This is a genomic window from Pseudomonas sp. GL_117 (genome assembly GCF_057835125.1).
This window is the reverse complement of sequence record NZ_CM174418.1, coordinates 860,409-877,725: the sequence shown is the minus strand read 5'-3', so window position 1 is coordinate 877,725 and position 17,317 is coordinate 860,409. Positions and strand designations below refer to the sequence as shown.

At 59.0% G+C, this 17,317-nt stretch carries 21 protein-coding genes and 1 tRNA gene; 16 read left to right on the top strand and 6 right to left on the bottom strand.

Annotated elements, in window-relative coordinates; all coding sequences use genetic code 11:
- Nucleotides 1-27 precede the first annotated feature (27 nt).
- Nucleotides 28-333 carry a YkgJ family cysteine cluster protein gene (locus AC3ISR_RS03765; protein WP_056859129.1) on the top strand — a complete coding sequence of 102 codons (306 nt, stop codon included), beginning with the start codon at nucleotides 28-30 and terminating at the stop codon, nucleotides 331-333.
- Nucleotides 334-484: 151 nt separating this feature from the next.
- Here the strand turns inward: AC3ISR_RS03765 and AC3ISR_RS03760 are convergent, their stop codons facing one another.
- The 6 genes from AC3ISR_RS03760 to hemA form a co-directional block, all read right to left on the bottom strand.
- Nucleotides 485-1,003 carry an acyloxyacyl hydrolase gene (locus AC3ISR_RS03760; protein WP_226456544.1) on the bottom strand — a complete coding sequence of 173 codons (519 nt, stop codon included), beginning with the start codon at nucleotides 1,001-1,003 and terminating at the stop codon, nucleotides 485-487.
- A 112-nt stretch (nucleotides 1,004-1,115) separates the two neighbouring features.
- Nucleotides 1,116-1,910, bottom strand: a complete 795-nt coding sequence (murI, locus tag AC3ISR_RS03755; protein ID WP_192297779.1) for a glutamate racemase — start codon at nucleotides 1,908-1,910, stop codon at nucleotides 1,116-1,118.
- Nucleotides 1,903-2,658 (bottom strand): molybdopterin-synthase adenylyltransferase MoeB, encoded by a 756-nt coding sequence (locus AC3ISR_RS03750; protein ID WP_192297780.1) that lies wholly within the window; start codon nucleotides 2,656-2,658, stop codon nucleotides 1,903-1,905. The genes murI and AC3ISR_RS03750 overlap by 8 nt, the downstream gene beginning before the upstream one ends.
- The gene (gene prmC, locus AC3ISR_RS03745) at nucleotides 2,652-3,482 is read right to left on the bottom strand and encodes a peptide chain release factor N(5)-glutamine methyltransferase (RefSeq protein ID WP_192297781.1); all 831 of its coding nucleotides are present in this window, start codon (nucleotides 3,480-3,482) and stop codon (nucleotides 2,652-2,654) included. The genes AC3ISR_RS03750 and prmC overlap by 7 nt, the downstream gene beginning before the upstream one ends.
- Nucleotides 3,483-4,565 carry a peptide chain release factor 1 gene (prfA, locus tag AC3ISR_RS03740; RefSeq protein ID WP_192297782.1) on the bottom strand — a complete coding sequence of 361 codons (1,083 nt, stop codon included), beginning with the start codon at nucleotides 4,563-4,565 and terminating at the stop codon, nucleotides 3,483-3,485.
- Entirely contained in the window at nucleotides 4,562-5,851 is a 1,290-nt protein-coding gene (gene hemA / locus AC3ISR_RS03735) for a glutamyl-tRNA reductase (protein ID WP_192297783.1), read from the bottom strand. Before hemA ends, prfA begins: the two co-directional genes overlap by 4 nt.
- A 182-nt stretch (nucleotides 5,852-6,033) precedes the next feature.
- Between hemA and AC3ISR_RS03730 the strand changes: the two genes are divergently transcribed.
- The 15 genes from AC3ISR_RS03730 (at nucleotide 6,034) to AC3ISR_RS03660 (ending at nucleotide 17,248) form a co-directional block, all read left to right on the top strand.
- On the top strand, nucleotides 6,034-7,758 hold the full coding sequence (locus tag AC3ISR_RS03730) for a tetratricopeptide repeat protein (protein ID WP_192297784.1): 1,725 nt from the start codon (nucleotides 6,034-6,036) through the stop codon (nucleotides 7,756-7,758).
- A gap of 4 nt (nucleotides 7,759-7,762) precedes the next feature.
- Nucleotides 7,763-8,380 carry a lipoprotein insertase outer membrane protein LolB gene (gene lolB / locus AC3ISR_RS03725; protein ID WP_192297785.1) on the top strand — a complete coding sequence of 206 codons (618 nt, stop codon included), beginning with the start codon at nucleotides 7,763-7,765 and terminating at the stop codon, nucleotides 8,378-8,380.
- Between the two features lie 49 nt (nucleotides 8,381-8,429).
- A complete protein-coding gene (ispE, locus tag AC3ISR_RS03720; protein ID WP_463984586.1) occupies nucleotides 8,430-9,233 on the top strand; it encodes a 4-(cytidine 5'-diphospho)-2-C-methyl-D-erythritol kinase in 804 nt (267 codons plus the stop codon).
- A gap of 37 nt (nucleotides 9,234-9,270) precedes the next feature.
- Nucleotides 9,271-9,345 (top strand) — tRNA-Gln (locus tag AC3ISR_RS03715).
- Nucleotides 9,346-9,391: 46 nt separating this feature from the next.
- Nucleotides 9,392-10,333 (top strand): ribose-phosphate pyrophosphokinase, encoded by a 942-nt coding sequence (locus AC3ISR_RS03710; RefSeq protein WP_003208392.1) that lies wholly within the window; start codon nucleotides 9,392-9,394, stop codon nucleotides 10,331-10,333.
- A 137-nt stretch (nucleotides 10,334-10,470) separates the two neighbouring features.
- Nucleotides 10,471-11,061, top strand: a complete 591-nt coding sequence (locus AC3ISR_RS03705) for a 50S ribosomal protein L25/general stress protein Ctc (protein WP_192297787.1) — start codon at nucleotides 10,471-10,473, stop codon at nucleotides 11,059-11,061.
- Between the two features lie 167 nt (nucleotides 11,062-11,228).
- Nucleotides 11,229-11,813, top strand: a complete 585-nt coding sequence (pth, locus tag AC3ISR_RS03700; protein WP_017735148.1) for an aminoacyl-tRNA hydrolase — start codon at nucleotides 11,229-11,231, stop codon at nucleotides 11,811-11,813.
- Between the two features lie 23 nt (nucleotides 11,814-11,836).
- Nucleotides 11,837-12,937 (top strand): redox-regulated ATPase YchF, encoded by a 1,101-nt coding sequence (gene ychF / locus AC3ISR_RS03695; protein ID WP_192297788.1) that lies wholly within the window; start codon nucleotides 11,837-11,839, stop codon nucleotides 12,935-12,937.
- Between the two features lie 271 nt (nucleotides 12,938-13,208).
- Nucleotides 13,209-14,123, top strand: coding sequence for a sigma 54-interacting transcriptional regulator (locus AC3ISR_RS03690; RefSeq protein ID WP_463984574.1), 915 nt, complete (start codon nucleotides 13,209-13,211; stop codon nucleotides 14,121-14,123).
- 181 nt (nucleotides 14,124-14,304) lie between these two features.
- A complete protein-coding gene (locus AC3ISR_RS03685) occupies nucleotides 14,305-14,538 on the top strand; it encodes a hypothetical protein (RefSeq protein WP_192297790.1) in 234 nt (77 codons plus the stop codon).
- Between the two features lie 129 nt (nucleotides 14,539-14,667).
- Nucleotides 14,668-14,973: a hypothetical protein gene (locus AC3ISR_RS03680; protein WP_192297791.1), complete on the top strand. Its 306-nt coding sequence runs from the start codon at nucleotides 14,668-14,670 to the stop codon at nucleotides 14,971-14,973.
- A 7-nt stretch (nucleotides 14,974-14,980) separates the two neighbouring features.
- On the top strand, nucleotides 14,981-15,775 hold the full coding sequence (sctJ, locus tag AC3ISR_RS03675; protein ID WP_192297792.1) for a type III secretion system inner membrane ring lipoprotein SctJ: 795 nt from the start codon (nucleotides 14,981-14,983) through the stop codon (nucleotides 15,773-15,775).
- The gene (locus AC3ISR_RS03670; protein ID WP_463984572.1) at nucleotides 15,768-16,340 is read left to right on the top strand and encodes a type III secretion protein; all 573 of its coding nucleotides are present in this window, start codon (nucleotides 15,768-15,770) and stop codon (nucleotides 16,338-16,340) included. The genes sctJ and AC3ISR_RS03670 overlap by 8 nt, the downstream gene beginning before the upstream one ends.
- Nucleotides 16,318-16,908, top strand: a complete 591-nt coding sequence (gene sctL / locus AC3ISR_RS03665; RefSeq protein WP_225595296.1) for a type III secretion system stator protein SctL — start codon at nucleotides 16,318-16,320, stop codon at nucleotides 16,906-16,908. The genes AC3ISR_RS03670 and sctL overlap by 23 nt, the downstream gene beginning before the upstream one ends.
- Before the next feature lie 103 nt (nucleotides 16,909-17,011).
- Nucleotides 17,012-17,248, top strand: coding sequence for a hypothetical protein (locus AC3ISR_RS03660; protein ID WP_192297794.1), 237 nt, complete (start codon nucleotides 17,012-17,014; stop codon nucleotides 17,246-17,248).
- Nucleotides 17,249-17,317: the final 69 nt, after the last annotated feature.

The following is a 17,317-nucleotide window of genomic DNA, read 5'->3' as shown; positions in this document are numbered from 1 at the left end:
GATCGGCTTGCCTTACACTGCGCGCCTATGACCAACATCCCCCACACCCAAATCACCGAACCCGCCGTCACCTGCTCGACGTGCGCGGCCTGCTGCTGCCAGTTGGAAGTGATGCTGATCACCGATACCGGCGTGCCGGAGCGCTACATCGATACGGACGATTGGGGCGGCGAAGTGATGCTGCGCCTCGACGACGGCTGGTGCGCAGCGCTGGACCGGGACACGATGATGTGCACGATCTACGAGCGCCGGCCCTTGATCTGCCGGGAGTTCGAGATGGGCGCGCCGGAGTGCCTGGAAGAGCGGCAGGGGATTGCGACGGCCTATCGCTGAACCTGGGCCAATGGAGATCCAAATGTGGGAGCGGCCTCGTGTGGGAGCGGGCTTGCTCGCGAATGCGGTGGGTCAGCCAATGCATGTATCGGTGATCCACCGCATTCGCGAGCAAGCCCGCTCCCACATTGATTTGCGCTGTTTGGAAGAACTACAACGGCAGGGTGTAGTGCAACGAATAGCTCTCGACCCCATCGTTGTTGCTGCTCAGCCCGGCATTGGAATAGTGCGTGGCGCGAATCCCCACCTCATGCCCACCGGCAAAGCGCAGGCCGAATCCCAGCCGATCTTCGAACTGAAAAGCCTGGCCAATATTGTTGTCCTCGACCCGTGTGCGCGAGAACAGCGCCACGCCCACCCCCGCCTCGATGTACGGCTTGACCTTCTCCCCGGCAAACTCATACACAAACACTGGCGAGAACGACAGGCTGCTGACGCTGGCGTGCTTGTCACCATCCCAGTAGGTGTAGGCACCGCTCCAGTAGCCGGTCAAGCGCCCGGTATCGGTCTGCCACCAGCTTTTGTCCCACTGCGACGTCAGCCCCAGCCGATAGGTCAGTGTCGAATCACTGGTGCTCCCCACCCCCAATTCCAGGCCAGCGGCCTGGGCTGAAACGGTGTGCCCTACAACGACGGCCGCAATCGCGGCCAAACAGAACAAGCGCTTCATAAGAAACATCCTTTCCCGACGAAGTTATTTGGTTTTGTACAAGCTATCTCGCTATAGAAGCTGGCAAATAGACGGAAGTTCCAGCTTTTAACGCGGGCATTTCACGAATTTTTCACGCACCGAAGCTTCGCACAACGCCCGGATATTTCCATAGTGTTGGTAGGATATTTCTAAGATGAGACACATCGCCGCTGGTCCAGAACTGCGCTGGCGCGGGTTTGCCGTCGGCCAGCAGGTTGCGCTCGCCGAGCAAGCGCTTGAGCTGGCGGGCCACGGCGGCGCCGGTGTCGATGAGGATGATGCTGGGGGGCAGCATCTGCGCCAGCAGCGGCTTGAGGAAGGGATAGTGGGTGCAGCCGAGGATGATGGTGTCGCAGCCGGCGCCGAGCAGCGGGTCGATATACCCCTGCAACAACTGGCGCAGTGCCGGGCTGCTCAGGTCGCCGGTTTCGATCAGTTCCACCAGGCCCGGGCACGGCTGAGTAATCACGCGGACATCGGTGGCGAAGCGATCAAGCAGTGCCGCGAACTTGGCGCTTTGCAGGGTGCCCGTGGTGGCGAGCACGCCGACCACACCGCTGCGGGTCGCGGCGGCCGCAGGCTTGACGGCAGGTTCCATGCCCACCAACGGCCAATCCGGGAAGTCCTTGCGTAAATCGGCAACGGCCGCAACGGTCGCGGTGTTGCAGGCAATCACAAACGCCTTGGCCCCCTTCTCGCGCAGAAACCCGGCAACCTGCCGCGAGCGCTCAAGAATAAAGGCCGGGCTTTTCTCGCCGTAAGGGATATGCCCGCAGTCGGCCACGTACAGCAGCGATTCGTGGGGCAGCAGTTGCTGGATTTCCTCCAGCACCGACAGCCCGCCGACGCCGGAATCGAACACACCGATCGGCGCGTCCTTAACCATGGTGAGTCCCGCACACGCTGCAACCGGGGTCGCGCTTGACGCGCAACTCGCGGAAACGGCTGCTCAATGCATCGATCAGCAACAAGCGGCCCACCAGCGGCTCGCCGAAACCGGCCAGCAGCTTCAAGGCTTCCAGCGCTTGCAAGCTGCCGACCAGGCCCACCAGCGGCCCGACCACGCCGGCTTCGCTGCAGGTCAGTTCGGTGTCGCTGCCGTGCCCGTATAAACAGTGGTAGCACGGGCTGTCGGCGCGACGCGGGTCGAACACCGACAGTTGCCCTTCCAGGCGAATCGCCGCGCCGCTGATCAACGGCTTGGTCGCGGCGACGCAGGCGGCGTTGACCGCTTCGCGGGTGGAGAAGTTGTCGCTGCAATCGAGGACCACATCCACCGCCGCGACCGCCGCGGCGAGTGAGTCGGCGTCCAGCGCGCTGCGATGGGCGACCAGCGTGATTTCAGGATTGATCGCGCCCAGGCGACGCAGGGCCGAATCGACCTTGGTCTGCCCGACGCTGGCGGTGTCGTGGATGATCTGGCGTTGCAGGTTGGTCAGGTCGACGCTGTCGAAGTCCGCCACGTGCAACTCACCGACCCCCGCAGCAGCCAGGTACAACGCAACCGGCGCGCCCAGCCCGCCCAGGCCGATGATCAGGGCGCGGCTGTGTTTCAGGCGCAACTGGCCGTCGATGTCGACATGCTGCAACAGAATCTGTCGGCTGTAGCGCAGCAGTTCCTGGTCGGTCAGCACGGCCGGCGTCCCAGGGTAATGCGCTCGTGGCCGCCAAGGTCGATGCGGCTGTGCACGTTGTCAAAACCTTCGCCCAGCAATAGGTCACGCACGGCGCCAGCCTGGTCGTAACCGTGTTCGAGCAGCAGCCAGCCAGCGGCATTCAGGTGCTGGGGTGCCTGCTTGATGATGTGGCGCAAGTCGTCCAGGCCATCGCGGCCCGCCACCAGCGCACTGGCCGGTTCGAAGCGCACGTCACCGGCGACCAGGTGCGGGTCGTTGTCGGCAATGTACGGCGGGTTGCTGATGATCAGATCGTAGGTGTGGCCTTGCAGGGCGCTGAACCAGTGGCTGTTCAGCACGGTGACGTTATTCAGGTGCAGGCGCTGGCGATTGCGCTCGGCCAGGGCCACCGCTTCGAGCACGCGGTCGACGGCGGTGACGGTCCAGGCCGGGCGCTCGCTGGCCAGGGCCAGGGCAATCGCGCCGCTGCCGGTGCCGAGGTCGAGAACCTGGGTCGGCGTGGCCGGCAACAATTCCAGGGCGGTTTCCACCAGTAACTCGGTGTCCGGACGCGGGATCAGCGTGTGGGGCGCGACCTCCAGGTCCAGCTTCCAGAAGCCTTGCTGGCCGAGGATGTAGGCCACCGGCTCACCGCCGCGGCGGCGTTGCAGGTAGCCGGCAAAGGTCAGCGCATCTTCGCTGCTGACGATTTTCTCCGGCCAGGTGTGCAGGTAGCTGCGCGACTTGCCCAGGGCCGCGGCGAGCAATAACTCGGCGTCCAGGCGCGCGGTGGGCGAGTCGGGCAGGTCGGCAGCGCGCAGCAGGCTGGCGATAATGGTCATTTAGTCACCTATCGCTGCAAGTTGGTCGGCCTGGTATTCGGCGAGCAACGGCTCGATCACCGCATCGACGCCACCGGCGAGGATCTCGTCGAGGGAGTAGAGCGTGAGGTTGACCCGGTGGTCGGTGACCCGGCCCTGGGCAAAGTTGTAGGTGCGGATGCGTTCGGAGCGGTCGCCCGAGCCCACCAGCAACTTGCGCTCGCTGGCAATCGCATTGGCAGCGGCGCTGGTCTGCTGGTCGTTGAGCTTGGCCGACAGCCAGGACATGGCCCGCGCCCGGTTCTTGTGCTGGGAACGTTCTTCCTGACACTCCACCACAATGCCGGACGGCAAGTGGGTAATGCGGATCGCCGAGTCGGTCTTGTTGACGTGCTGGCCGCCGGCGCCCGACGAGCGGTAGGTGTCGACGCGCAGGTCGGCCGGGTTGATCTCGATGGCTTCCTGCTCGTCCGGCTCGGGCAACACGGCCACGGTGCAGGCCGAGGTGTGGATGCGGCCCTGGGACTCGGTGGCCGGCACGCGTTGTACCCGGTGTGCGCCAGACTCGAACTTGAGCTTGCCGTAGACGTTATCGCCTTCAACCCGTGCGATGACTTCTTTATAGCCGCCGTGCTCCCCCTCATTCTCCGAGAGGATCTCGACTCGCCAGCCGCGTCGCTCGGCATACCGCGAATACATGCGGAACAGGTCGCCGGAGAAGATCGCCGCCTCGTCGCCGCCGGTGCCGGCACGGATTTCGAGGAACACGTTGCGCCCGTCGTTGGGGTCTTTGGGCAGCAGCATGCGTTGCAGATCGCCTTCGAGCGCGACCAGTTTTTCCTTGGCTTCGCGGACTTCTTCCACGGCCATTTCGCGCATGTCCGGGTCGCTGTCCTTGAGCAGCGCCTGGGCGCCTTCGAGGTCGGCCTGGGTTTTCAGCCACTGGCCATAGGTGGTCACAATCGGCTCAACTTCCGCGTATTCCTTGGAATAGGTACGGAACTTGGTCTGATCGGAGATGACTTCGCCATCGCCGAGCAAGGCGGTCAGTTCTTCGAAACGGTCCTGGAGCACGTCCAGTTTATTGAGCAGTGACGCTTTCATTGCGGTTTTTTATCCGAAGAGCTATCTGACGCGCCCTCACCGAGGGCAAAGAGTTCTTGGGCCATGGCCAGCGCATCGAGGCGGCCTTCGGCAGTCAACTTTTTAAGCTGCACGCTGGGGGCGTGGAGCAGCTTGTTGGTCAGGCCACGGGCCAGTTGCATCAGCACCTCTTCGGCGTTGCTGCCGTTGGCCAGCAAACGCTGGGCCTTGCTCAGTTCCTCGTCGCGCAGGCGTTCGCCCTGCTGACGATACGCCTTGAGCACGTCCACTGCCGCCAGTTCACGCAAGCGCACCATGAAATCTTCGGCGCCGTCGCTGACCATCTCTTCGGCCGCCTGGGCTGCACCCTGGCGACTCTTGAGGTTCTCGGCGACCACTTCGTGCAGATCGTCGACGCTATAGAGGTAAACGTCGTCCAACTCGCCGACTTCGGGTTCGATGTCCCGAGGAACGGCGATGTCCACCATAAAGATCGGCTTGTGCTTGCGCAGCTTCAGCGCGCTTTCGACCGCGCCTTTGCCGAGGATCGGCAACTGGCTGGCGGTGGAGCTGATGACAATATCGCTGCGCACCAACTCGGCCGGGATGTCCGACAGCAACACCGCATGGGCGCCGAACTGCTCGGCGAGGATGCTCGCACGCTCAAGGGTGCGGTTGGCGACGACAATGCGTTTCACGCCCAGGTCGTGCAGGTGGCGGGCGACCAGGGTGATGGTCTCGCCAGCGCCGATCAGCAGGGCCTGGCTGCGCTGCAAGTCGCTGAAAATCTGTTTGGCCAGGCTGACGGCAGCAAATGCCACGGACACCGGGTTTTCGCCGATGGCGGTGTCGGTCCGCACCTGCTTGGCCGAGTTGAACGTGGCCTGGAACAGGCGGCCCAACAGCGGCCCCACCGTACCAGCCTCACGCGCCACGGCGTAGGCGGATTTCATCTGGCCAAGGATCTGCGGCTCGCCCAACACCAGCGAATCGAGACCGGCCGCCACACGCATCATGTGACGAACTGCCGCATCCTCTTCGTGCACATAAGCACACGCGCGCAGCTCATCGAGGCTTAAATGGTGGTAATCGGCCAGCCAGCGCAGTACCACATCCGCGGAAAGATGTTCCTGCTCTATATAAAGCTCGCTGCGATTGCAGGTTGAAAGGATTGCAGCTTCGCGGCTGTCGGTGAGCCGGCAGAGCTGTTGCAAGGCCTCAACCAACTGCTCTGGCGTAAACGCTACGCGCTCGCGCACGTCTACGGAGGCAGTCTTGTGGTTAATACCGAGTGCGAGGAAGGCCATTCAATATCGCTGATGATGTCGGGAAGCCGACAATTGTCCTACTTCGAAAGATTCAGAACAACCACCGTCGTCTATTGTCCCTATACCTTGTACCTATAAATACGCCAACTGAGTCTCGGTTATGTTTGGCCGAAGGCTTGTGTCATGATGATCCGACCGCAGGTTAGTCGTCCTCTTCCTATATGAATAGATCCTCCGCGTTGCTCCTTGCTTTTGTCTTCCTCAGCGGCTGCCAGGCCTTGGCCCCCGTGTCGCCGGACGGTACGCCGCCGGTGGAAGACAGCACCCCCGCCCCTGAAAAGCCCAAGGTTTATTCTTCATTCAGTGAAGAAACGGTGTTCAGCCTGCTGAGCGCGGAGCTGGCTGGCCAGCGCAATCGTTTCGACATTGCGTTGGATAACTACGTGACGCAGGCCATCAATACGCAGGACCCGGGGATTTCCGAGCGGGCGTTTCGTATCGCCGAGTACCTGGGCGCCGATCAGGCTGCGCTGGATACCTCGCTGATCTGGGCGAAAAACGCGCCGGACGACCTCGAGGCGCAGCGCGCCGCGGCGGTGCAACTGGCGCGTGCGGGGCGCTACGACGACTCCATGGTCTATATGGAGAAGGTCTTGCAGGGCAAGGGCGACACCCATTTCGACTTTCTTGCGCTGTCGGCTGCCGACACCGACCAGGACACGCGCAATGGTCTGATGAAGAGCTTCGACCGCCTGCTGCAAAAACATCCCAAGAACAGTCAGCTGATTTTCGGCAAGGCCTTGCTGTTGCAGCAAGACGACGAGGCCGATGCGGCGCTGAAACTGCTGGAGCAGAACCCACCGGAAGAGGGTGAGATCGCGCCGATCCTGCTGCGTGCGCGCCTGCTGCAAAACCTCAATCGCGGCAAGGAAGCGATTCCGCTGCTGGAAAAAAGCATCAAGAAGTACCCGGACGACAAGCGCCTGCGCCTGACCTACGCGCGCATGCTGGTGGAACAGGACCGCATGGAAGACGCCAAAGTGCAGTTCGCCAACCTGGTCCAGCAATACCCGGACGACGACGAACTGCGCTATTCCCTCGCACTGGTGTGCCTGGAAGCCAAGGCCTGGGATGAGGCCAAGGGTTACCTGCAAGAGCTGATCGAACGCGAAAGCCACGTGGATTCGGCGCACCTGAACCTGGGCCGCATCGCCGAGGAGCACAATGACCCACAGGCCGCCCTGCTTGAGTATGCCCAGGTCGGCCCTGGCAACGATTACCTGCCGGCGCAACTGCGCCAGGCCGACATATTGATGAGCAACGGTCGCACCGACGAGGCGGAAAAACGCCTGGCGGCTGCGCGTGATGCCGAGCCTGACTACGCGATCCAGCTGTACCTGATCCAGGCCGAAACCCTGTCGGCCAATAACCAGGGCGAGCGCGCCTGGAAACTGCTGCAACAAGCGTTGCTGCAATACCCTGACGACCTGAACCTGCTGTACACCCGCGCCATGCAGGCGGAAAAGCGCAACGACCTGGCGCAGATGGAAAAAGACCTGCGCCTGATCATCAAGCGTGATCCGGACAACGCCATGGCCCTCAACGCCCTGGGCTACACCTTGTCCGACCGGACCACGCGCTACGACGAAGCCAAGGCGCTGATCGAACAAGCGCACAAGCTCAACCCGGAAGACCCGGCCGTGCTCGATAGCCTGGGATGGGTGAATTACCGCCTGGGCAACCTGGATGAAGCCGAACGCTTGCTGCGCCAGGCACTGGAGCGCTTCCCCGACCAGGAAGTCGCCGCCCACCTGGGTGAAGTCCTGTGGGCCAATGGCAAACAACGCGAAGCGCGCCAGATCTGGGAAAAATTCCTCAAGGAACAACCCGAAAGCCCCATCCTGCGCGGCACCATCAAACGCCTGACCGGATCCGAGACCCTTTAAGCTTATGTTCTTGCGCCACGTTGCAGTCTTCAGTCTTATCGCCCTGCTCGCCGGTTGCGCGGGCGTCGGCACCCGCGAATCCGTTGAGGGCCAGGGCAACCCGGCGCAATGGCAACAGCACAAGGATCAGCTCGCCAGCATCGATGGCTGGCAGATCGAAGGGAAAGTCGGTGTTCGTGCGCCGAAAGATTCCGGGAGCGGTACGTTGTTCTGGCTGCAACGCCAGGATTACTACGACATCCGCCTGTCCGGCCCATTGGGCCGCGGCGCGGCACGCCTGACCGGCCGACCAGGGCAAGTCAGCCTGGAAGTGGCCAATCAGGGCCGCTATGAAGCGACATCGCCGGAAACATTGCTGGAAGAACAGATCGGCTGGAAGCTGCCAGTGTCGCATCTGGTGTGGTGGGTACGCGGCTTGCCCGCGCCTGAGAGCAAAAGCCGCTTGAGCCTTAACAGTGACAGCCGCCTGGCCACCCTGGAGCAGGATGGCTGGCAAGTCGAATATTTGAGCTACGTGCAGCAAAGCGGTTACTGGCTGCCTGAACGAATCAAGCTGCATGGCACCAACCTTGACGTCACGCTGGTGATCAAGGACTGGCAACCACGCAAACTGGGACAATAACGTGACCGTAGAACGCTTGACCCTGCCCTCCCCTGCAAAACTCAATTTGATGCTGCACATCCTGGGTCGTCGTGAAGACGGCTACCACGAGTTGCAGACGCTGTTTCAATTTCTCGACTACGGCGATGAGATGACGTTCGCCGTACGCGACGATGGCGTGATCCAGCTGCATACCGAATTCGAAGGCGTGCCCCACGACAGCAACCTGATCGTGAAGGCCGCAAAAAAACTTCAGGAACAATCTGGCTGCTCGCTCGGCATCGACATCTGGATCGATAAAATCTTGCCCATGGGCGGTGGTATCGGCGGCGGCAGTTCGAATGCGGCCACCACACTGCTGGGTCTGAATCACTTGTGGCAACTCGGCTGGGACCACGATCGCCTGGCGGCGCTGGGCCTTACGCTGGGCGCGGACGTCCCGGTTTTCGTGCGTGGACACGCCGCATTTGCTGAGGGTGTCGGGGAAAAACTCACCCCTGTAGAGCCCGAAGAACCGTGGTATGTCGTACTTGTGCCGCAAGTATCTGTAAGTACAGCAGAAATTTTTTCAGATCCGTTGTTGACACGTAACTCTTCTCCCATTAAAGTGCGCCCCGTTCCCAAGGGAAACAGTCGAAATGACTGCTTACCGGTTGTAGCAAGGCGTTATCCAGAGGTACGTAACGCTTTGAATTTGTTAGGTGATTTTACCGAAGCAAAATTAACCGGAACTGGAAGTTGTGTGTTTGGGGGCTTCCCAAACAAAGCTGAAGCTGATAAAGTCTCGGCCCTTCTTACAGAGACCCTTACAGGGTTTGTAGCAAAAGGAAGCAACGTTTCGATGTTGCATCGCAAGCTGCAAAGTCTGCTCTAAAAGGAACCGAGTGTTAGGCACTCGTTGCAACAGATACAGGGGCGTCGCCAAGCGGTAAGGCAGCAGGTTTTGATCCTGCCATGCGTTGGTTCGAATCCAGCCGCCCCTGCCATTTTCTAATACTCATCCAGGTTACCCTCAGCCTCTAGGTACTGCGCGTGTCCAAGATGATGGTCTTTACGGGGAACGCCAACCCCGATCTGGCTCGACGTGTCGTACGTCAGCTGCATATCCCTCTCGGTGACATCTCTGTCGGTAAGTTCTCCGACGGTGAAATTACAGCCGAGATCAATGAAAACGTCCGCGGTAAAGACGTCTTCATTATTCAGCCGACTTGCGCTCCGACCAACGATAACCTGATGGAACTCGTCGTGATGGCTGATGCCTTCCGCCGCTCCTCAGCGACTCGAATCACAGCTGTAATCCCTTACTTTGGTTATGCCCGTCAGGATCGCCGTCCGCGCTCCGCACGTGTGGCCATCAGCGCGAAAGTCGTCGCTGACATGCTGACCGTGGTAGGTATCGACCGTGTTCTCACGGTTGACCTGCACGCTGACCAAATCCAGGGGTTCTTCGATATTCCGGTAGATAACATCTACGGCTCCCCAGTACTGGTGGATGACATCGAAGACCAGCGCTTTGAAAACCTGATGATCGTATCCCCGGACATTGGTGGCGTCGTGCGTGCACGGGCTGTTGCCAAATCCTTGGGCGTGGACCTCGGGATCATCGACAAACGCCGTGAAAAAGCCAATCACTCTGAAGTGATGCATATCATCGGTGATGTCGAAGGGCGTACCTGTATTCTGGTTGATGACATGGTCGACACCGCCGGCACCCTGTGCCACGCGGCGAAAGCCTTGAAAGAGCACGGTGCCGCAAAAGTCTTCGCCTACTGCACACACCCTGTGCTGTCGGGCCGAGCGATCGAGAACATCGAGAACTCCATGCTGGACGAACTGGTGGTGACCAACACCATCCCGTTGTCCGCTGCAGCTCAAGCCTGTTCGCGTATCCGCCAACTGGATATTGCACCGGTAGTTGCCGAAGCGGTTCGCCGCATCAGCAATGAAGAATCGATCAGCGCGATGTTCCGTTAAGGGTCATACCTTCGGATCATTTCACTGACGAAAAGCGCCCCGCCCCGGCATTCTGTCGGGGCGGGGCTTTTTTGCCCATATCGAGAACGGCGCTGGTCGCAAACGCCACTCGATGATGGCTATTTTGGAGATACAAAATGACTGACTTTACTCTGAACGCTCAAGCGCGTACTGACCTGGGGAAAGGTGCGAGCCGCCGCCTGCGTCACGCCGCCAACGTCCCAGCCGTTGTATACGGTGGTAACAAGCCTGCTGAATCCGTGACCATCCTGGCCAAGGAAATCGCCAAGCTGTTCGAAAACGAAGCTGCCTACAGCCACGTTATCGAGCTGAACGTCGACGGCGCCAAGCAGAACGTCATCGTTAAAGCGATGCAGCGTCACCCGTCCAAGCAGTTCATCATGCACGCTGACTTCGTTCGCGTCGTAGCTGGCCAGAAACTGACCGCTGTCGTGCCTGTGCACTTCGTCGGCGAAGAAGCTCCGGTCAAGAAAGGCGGCGAGATTTCTCACGTTGTGAACGAAATCGAAGTGACCTGCCTGCCGAAAGACCTGCCTGAGTTCATCGAAGTCGACCTGTCGACCGCTGAAGTTGGCGCCATCATCCACCTGTCCGACCTCAAGGCCCCTAAAGGCGTTGAGTTTGTTGCACTGGCTCACGGTGATGACAAAGCTGTTGCAAACGTACACGCTCCACGCGTTGCTCCAGAAGCAGACGCTGCAGAGTAAATCACTCTGTAACGTCGGAGCTTGAGGAAACATCGCGGACCGAAACGTAGCGAGAAAGCGGGCGATAACGCGACGTTTACTCTTGAGTAAATGAGCTACTGTTGTCCACTTTCGCCGCACCTTGGTTTGGCGATGTTATCCACAACTCCAAAGGAAGGGCCCCTGTCGTGACTGCCATTAAACTGATCGTTGGCCTGGGAAATCCAGGCGCCGAATACGAACAGACCCGGCATAACGCGGGGGCCCTTTTTGTTGAGCGCATCGCCCACGCGCAAGGTGTGAACCTTGTGGCCGATCGCAAGTATTTTGGCCTGACCGGGCGCTTCTCGCACCAGGGTCAGGATGTTCGTCTGCTGATTCCCACCACCTACATGAACCGTAGCGGCCAAGCCGTGGCGGCGCTTGCGAACTTCTTCCGGATCAAACCCGAAGAAATCCTGGTGGCCCATGACGAACTGGACCTGCCACCCGGTGTTGCCAAGCTCAAGCTCGGCGGTGGGCATGGCGGGCACAATGGCCTGCGCGACATCATCGCGCAGCTGGGCAATCAGAATAATTTCTACCGTCTGCGGCTCGGCATTGGCCACCCAGGCGTTGCCAGTATGGTTTCAAATTTCGTCCTGGGTCGTGCGCCACGCGCCGAACAGGAAAAACTCGATGCCAGCATCGACTTTGCCCTCGGCGTGCTGCCGGATATCTTCGCCGGTGAATGGAACCGCGCGATGAAAAACCTGCACAGCCAGAAGGCCTGACTCTTTATCCGAGGGGAAACACCATGGGATTCAATTGCGGCATCGTCGGCCTGCCCAACGTCGGCAAATCCACCTTGTTCAACGCCCTGACCAAGTCCGGTATTGCGGCGGAGAACTTCCCCTTCTGCACCATCGAACCCAACAGCGGTATCGTGCCGATGCCGGACCCACGCCTGGACGCCCTCGCGGCCATCGTCAATCCAAAGCGCATCCTGCCGACCACCATGGAATTCGTCGACATCGCGGGCCTGGTGGCTGGCGCGTCGAAAGGTGAAGGCCTGGGTAACAAGTTCCTGGCCAACATCCGTGAAACCGATGCCATCGCCCACGTGGTCCGCTGCTTTGAAGACGAGAACGTGATTCACGTCTCCAACAGCGTCGACCCGAAACGCGACATCGAGATCATCGACCTGGAACTGATCTTCGCCGACCTCGACAGCTGCGAGAAGCAATTGCAGAAGGTCGCACGTAACGCCAAGGGCGGCGACAAAGACGCCGTGGTTCAAAAAGCGCTGCTGGAACAGCTGATCGCACACTTCACCGAAGGCAAGCCGGCACGCAGCCTGATGAAGAACATGGGCGCCGACGAGAAGGCCGTGATCAAAGGCTTCCACCTGCTGACCACCAAGCCGGTGATGTACATCGCCAACGTCGCCGAAGACGGTTTCGAGAACAACCCGCTGCTCGACGTGGTCAAGGCCATCGCCGACGAAGAAGGCGCGATCGTGGTGCCGGTGTGCAACAAGATCGAAGCCGAAATCGCCGAGCTGGATGACGGCGAAGAGAAGGACATGTTCCTCGAGGCCCTGGGCCTGGAAGAGCCTGGCCTGAACCGCGTGATCCGCGCCGGTTACGAAATGCTCAACCTGCAGACCTACTTCACCGCCGGTGTCGAAGAAGTCCGTGCATGGACCGTCAAGGTCGGCGCCACCGCGCCACAGGCCGCCGGCGTGATCCACACCGACTTCGAGAAAGGCTTTATCCGTGCCGAAGTAATCGCCTACAACGACTTTATCCAGTTCAAGGGTGAGGCCGGCGCCAAGGAAGCGGGTAAGTGGCGCCTGGAAGGCAAGGAATACATCGTGAAAGATGGCGATGTGATGCACTTCCGTTTCAACGTATAAGTTTCACGCTGCAGATAAAAAGCCGATGCAATGCATCGGCTTTTTTGTACCTGCCTGATTGTCATAGATAAACAAATTTAAGATTAATCTTACATATACAGTGCGCATCAAAACCACACAACCACCATAGGCCCTCCGTTTATCCTACAACACTTTAGCTGCTTACCCCTTTCAACCCTACCTCCCACCCTGATAAGTTTCGACCTGCTGGCGAGGCTAACAGGTCGTTCGCCCAGCCATAAAGCAATAGCGTTGGCGGAGCCTCTTTACGATGTCGGTCTTTATTCACAAGCACAATGAAGTAGATCCCCTCTTTATTGCAGGCTCGGAAATTGAAAGCACCCTCAATACGACCGCAACACTTAATATAGACATCCTATTACTAGGAGAAACCGGCACCGGCAAAGATACCTTGGCGCAACGGGTACATCGTTTGTCTGGCCGCCGTGGAAACCTGGTCGCCGTTAACTGTGCAGCCATCCCGGAAACTCTCGCCGAAGGCCAATTATTCGGGGTCAATAGTGGCGCCTATACCGGTGCAGTGCAGTCGAGGGCAGGCTTTATCGAAGCCGCACACCTGGGTACGTTGTACCTGGATGAAATCGACAGCATGCCGCTGCCCCTGCAGGCCAAACTGCTTCGAGTCTTGGAGTCGCGCGGTGTCGAGCGCTTGGGGTCGACCCGGTTCATCCCAGTGGACATGCGCGTCATCGCGTCCGCTCAGCAATCGCTGCATGACATGGTCGAACAAGGCACCTTTCGACGTGATCTTTACTTTCGCCTGAATGTCGTGAGCATCAACCTTGTGCCACTGCGTAACCGGCAAGAGCAAATCATTCCGCTGTTTATGGATATGGTGCAACAAGAAGCGCAATACTTCGACTGCCCCGCGCCTACACCAACCGATACGTTACTCCAACAATTGCTCTGCCACCGCTGGCTGGGTAATGTCCGCGAATTACGTTCGGCAGCCAAACGCTTTGTGTTGGGCATGCGGCCCCTCGATTCGCCGGTAAAAGATGCTCGGTTCATGCCGTTGAAAGAGCGCCTGCAGCAAATCGAAAAGTCATTGATCGAGGAGTCGTTGAAACGTCATGCGGACTGCGTGGAGCGTGTCGCCGCAGAACTGGGCGTTGCCAAGCGAACGCTGTATTACCGTTTGAAGCATTTGAACATATTGACCTAGGCATCCACCTAAACTCGACGAAAACATCTTTAGAAACACTTCAGAAATACTTTAGAAATATAATTCTGGAACGTTTTCTACCTCTTCTGCCACTCAATTGACGAGCCTAGGCTCTGAAGATTTTAGGCATGCTATATGTCTATTATTTAGGCACTGACTATATTGAAATCAGGTGATTAATATGGCTATTGACACTATTACCGGATACAACAGTAATAATATTTACACAAACGGATACGGAAGCGGAAACGATATCACCGGCGCATTCGGCGAGATAGACAACGACACCTTCACGGCGCTTCAACTACAAAATCAGCGCCGGAAAAATGGGCAGAACCACTACCAAACCGTAGAAGGCATGAAGGTCGACTTCAACAACAAACTTATGCAGCAGATTGGCCAATCAAAGGGTTAAGCATCAAACGACTTGTCTCCTCAGTTCATTGATGGAGGAGGCAAGTCCCCACCGATACACTTGGAGTGTCAAATGCTTTCGAAAACCGAGTGGGTCTCACAGCCTCAAACGCTTGTACAAAGAAACGACATGACAACGCCTGCCGACTCCACGCTCGACAGCCATTTTTTTGCCTCCGCGTTGATGAGCGATAGCAGTCCAAAGCCCTCGGCTCCGGCCATTGGCGCTCACTATCTGGCGGAGCAATCCACTGCCCTCAAGAGCAAGTCAGACCTGGTATCCAGAGGGTTGAAAGACTTCGCCAGCGGCAAGCACTCCCTAAAGGCAATGCAAGTGCCCCTGGCGTTGGTTGAAAGCAAGGAACTCCTGTCAGTTTCAGTGAAAGTCATCAAACACAGTATTGCAATGGTGGAAAAAACCACCAATCTGCAATAGGAAACCTATGCGCAGCCGTCTCATCACTTGTTTACTGTTAACACTGGCACTCCTCCTTGCCGGCTGTGGTGAACGCATCGAACTTCACCGCCAACTGTCCGAGCAGGAAGCCAACGATGTCATTGCCGAGCTGGCGGATAAACAAATCCGCGCCCAAAAGACATTGGAAAAGGACGGTGTGGTCGTTCGGGTGAAAACCAGCGACATCGCCCGCGCGGTGCGCACGCTGGAGGCCGCGGGGCTGCCCAGAACCGCGCGTTCCACGCTGGGAGAGATTTTCCGCAAGGAGGGTGTCATCTCCACCCCCCTGGAGGAACGGGCCCGTTACATCTACGCGTTATCACAGGAACTGGAGGCCACGTTATCCAACATCGACGGGGTCATCGTCGCGAGGGTGCATGTCGTGTTACCCGAACGCGTGGCCCCGGGCGAACCCGTTCAACCTGCATCGGCCTCGGTCTTTATCAAGCATGACCCGCGCCTGGACCCCGACAACATCAGACCACGTGTGCGCAGAATGGTCGCCAGCAGCATCCCAGGCATGACGACCACGGTGGACAACCCAGAAAAGCTCACCGTCACCTTCGTACCTGCAACCGCCTATGTCGAACAGGAACGCCTGACCTATTTCGGGGCTTTCTTGGTACCCGAGAAAGATCTGACGTTTTGGCAGACAGCGCTGGCAGCACTGCTGATTGCGTTGGCGCTATCGGCCGCAGGGTTGGCATTCTGGCTTCGGAAAAAACTAAGCCCGCAAATGGCACAGGTCAATGACCCACCAAGCACCGCACTCCATGAATGAGCTGTACCAATGGGCACGCTGGTGGACATCTCCCTGGAGCCATTCGCAACAGGACTGGTGGCCCTTCGACTTGGACTCACCTGCCGCCAAGACACTGTGCCGAAGCCGGCATGAACGCATAGGTGTCGCACTGGGCATTACCCCGTGCCTGCCGATTCACCCCTCCCCAGCCCTGTTGCACTTGGTGCTGGCACCGACCGCGCAACGGGAACTGATGCTGGCGCTGGTCGAGGGCATTTACCATCCACAGCACGACAGCGCCTTGAGCACGGATCAACGCGAATGGTGCGCGCGTCTGTCCATGGCGCTCCCCCCCGCGTCCCACAAACCCAGCGTCGACCCTCTGTATTACCTGCGTAGCTGGGTTGACCCTGCCATCTGGCAGCGCCTGCGGCTCAGCTTCTCCCGCCAGCGGGTGCAACTACTCGAGAGCGCACTTCAGATACCAGCCGCCAGCAAGCTCGACACTGTCTGGCAAGCCGTGATCTGGCGTGCCAGCGCCCTGGCCAACAATGTCACCCTACCCGCGGAGAACCTCAATCATGCTCTGCCGACGCAAGATTGAATTATTGACGTCTTCTGCCAGCCTGTCACAGCCCGTGATCTCAAGGGAACTGCTCGCCGACAACCAGCGCGCAGAACATGTGCTCGACAACGCCCAGGCGCAGGCCGAGACGCTGCTGCAGCAGGCGCAAGAGCAGAGCGCGCAAATACTCAAGCAGGCGCACGAAGAGTTCTGGCAGCGTGCCAACCACCAACTGCAGCGGTGGGAAGCCGAACGACAGACAATCGGCGACCAGTGTGAAAGATTCGCCACTACCATCACCCAACAGGCGCTAAGCAGCTTGCTGGAGATGACCCCTCCCGCTGAGCGCATCAGTGCCTTGCTCAACAAGTTGCTGGACCCACTGATCCCCCGCCCCAACGCCGCGCTGGCCTGCCATCCCGCCGATCAAGCACACGTGGAGCAGTGGCTGCATATCAACACCGAGGTGCGCTGGAGCCTGCGTCTGGACGACGCCCTCCCGCCCCAGACACTCATCCTGGAAACTGAAGAAGGCAGTTTCCACGTTGAATGGCAGCGCGCCGTCGAGAGCTTGTTTCTGCTGGACCCGCAGCCGCCGCGCAAGTAGGAAATATCCAGAAATGCCCGGACATTGCCACTGCATGATCGGCGCCTGGAACCGTTACCAAATTTGAACCACACACAGGGGCACGTCACTGGAGGATGCCCCTATGAACTTTGATTACCGGCAGCACCAACAGCAGTACCGAAAGCTGGACACCGTCACAAAACAAATGGATCAGATGAGAAAAACGCCCTACGAGGAACTGGATAGCGAAACATTCGCGGCGTTGTTGAATCAGACGCTGGACACAAAGATGAGTGCGAACCAGCTTCTGACTACCACTCAGGCCCTGACCAACTACCGGGCCGATCAGGGAAAAATCGTCTTCGATGGTATTCCCTGAGTATGGTTGAGTACAGGACGTGGGCACTCGCGAATCGAGGCCCCCCCTGCCAACACGCTGCAGTCCTCG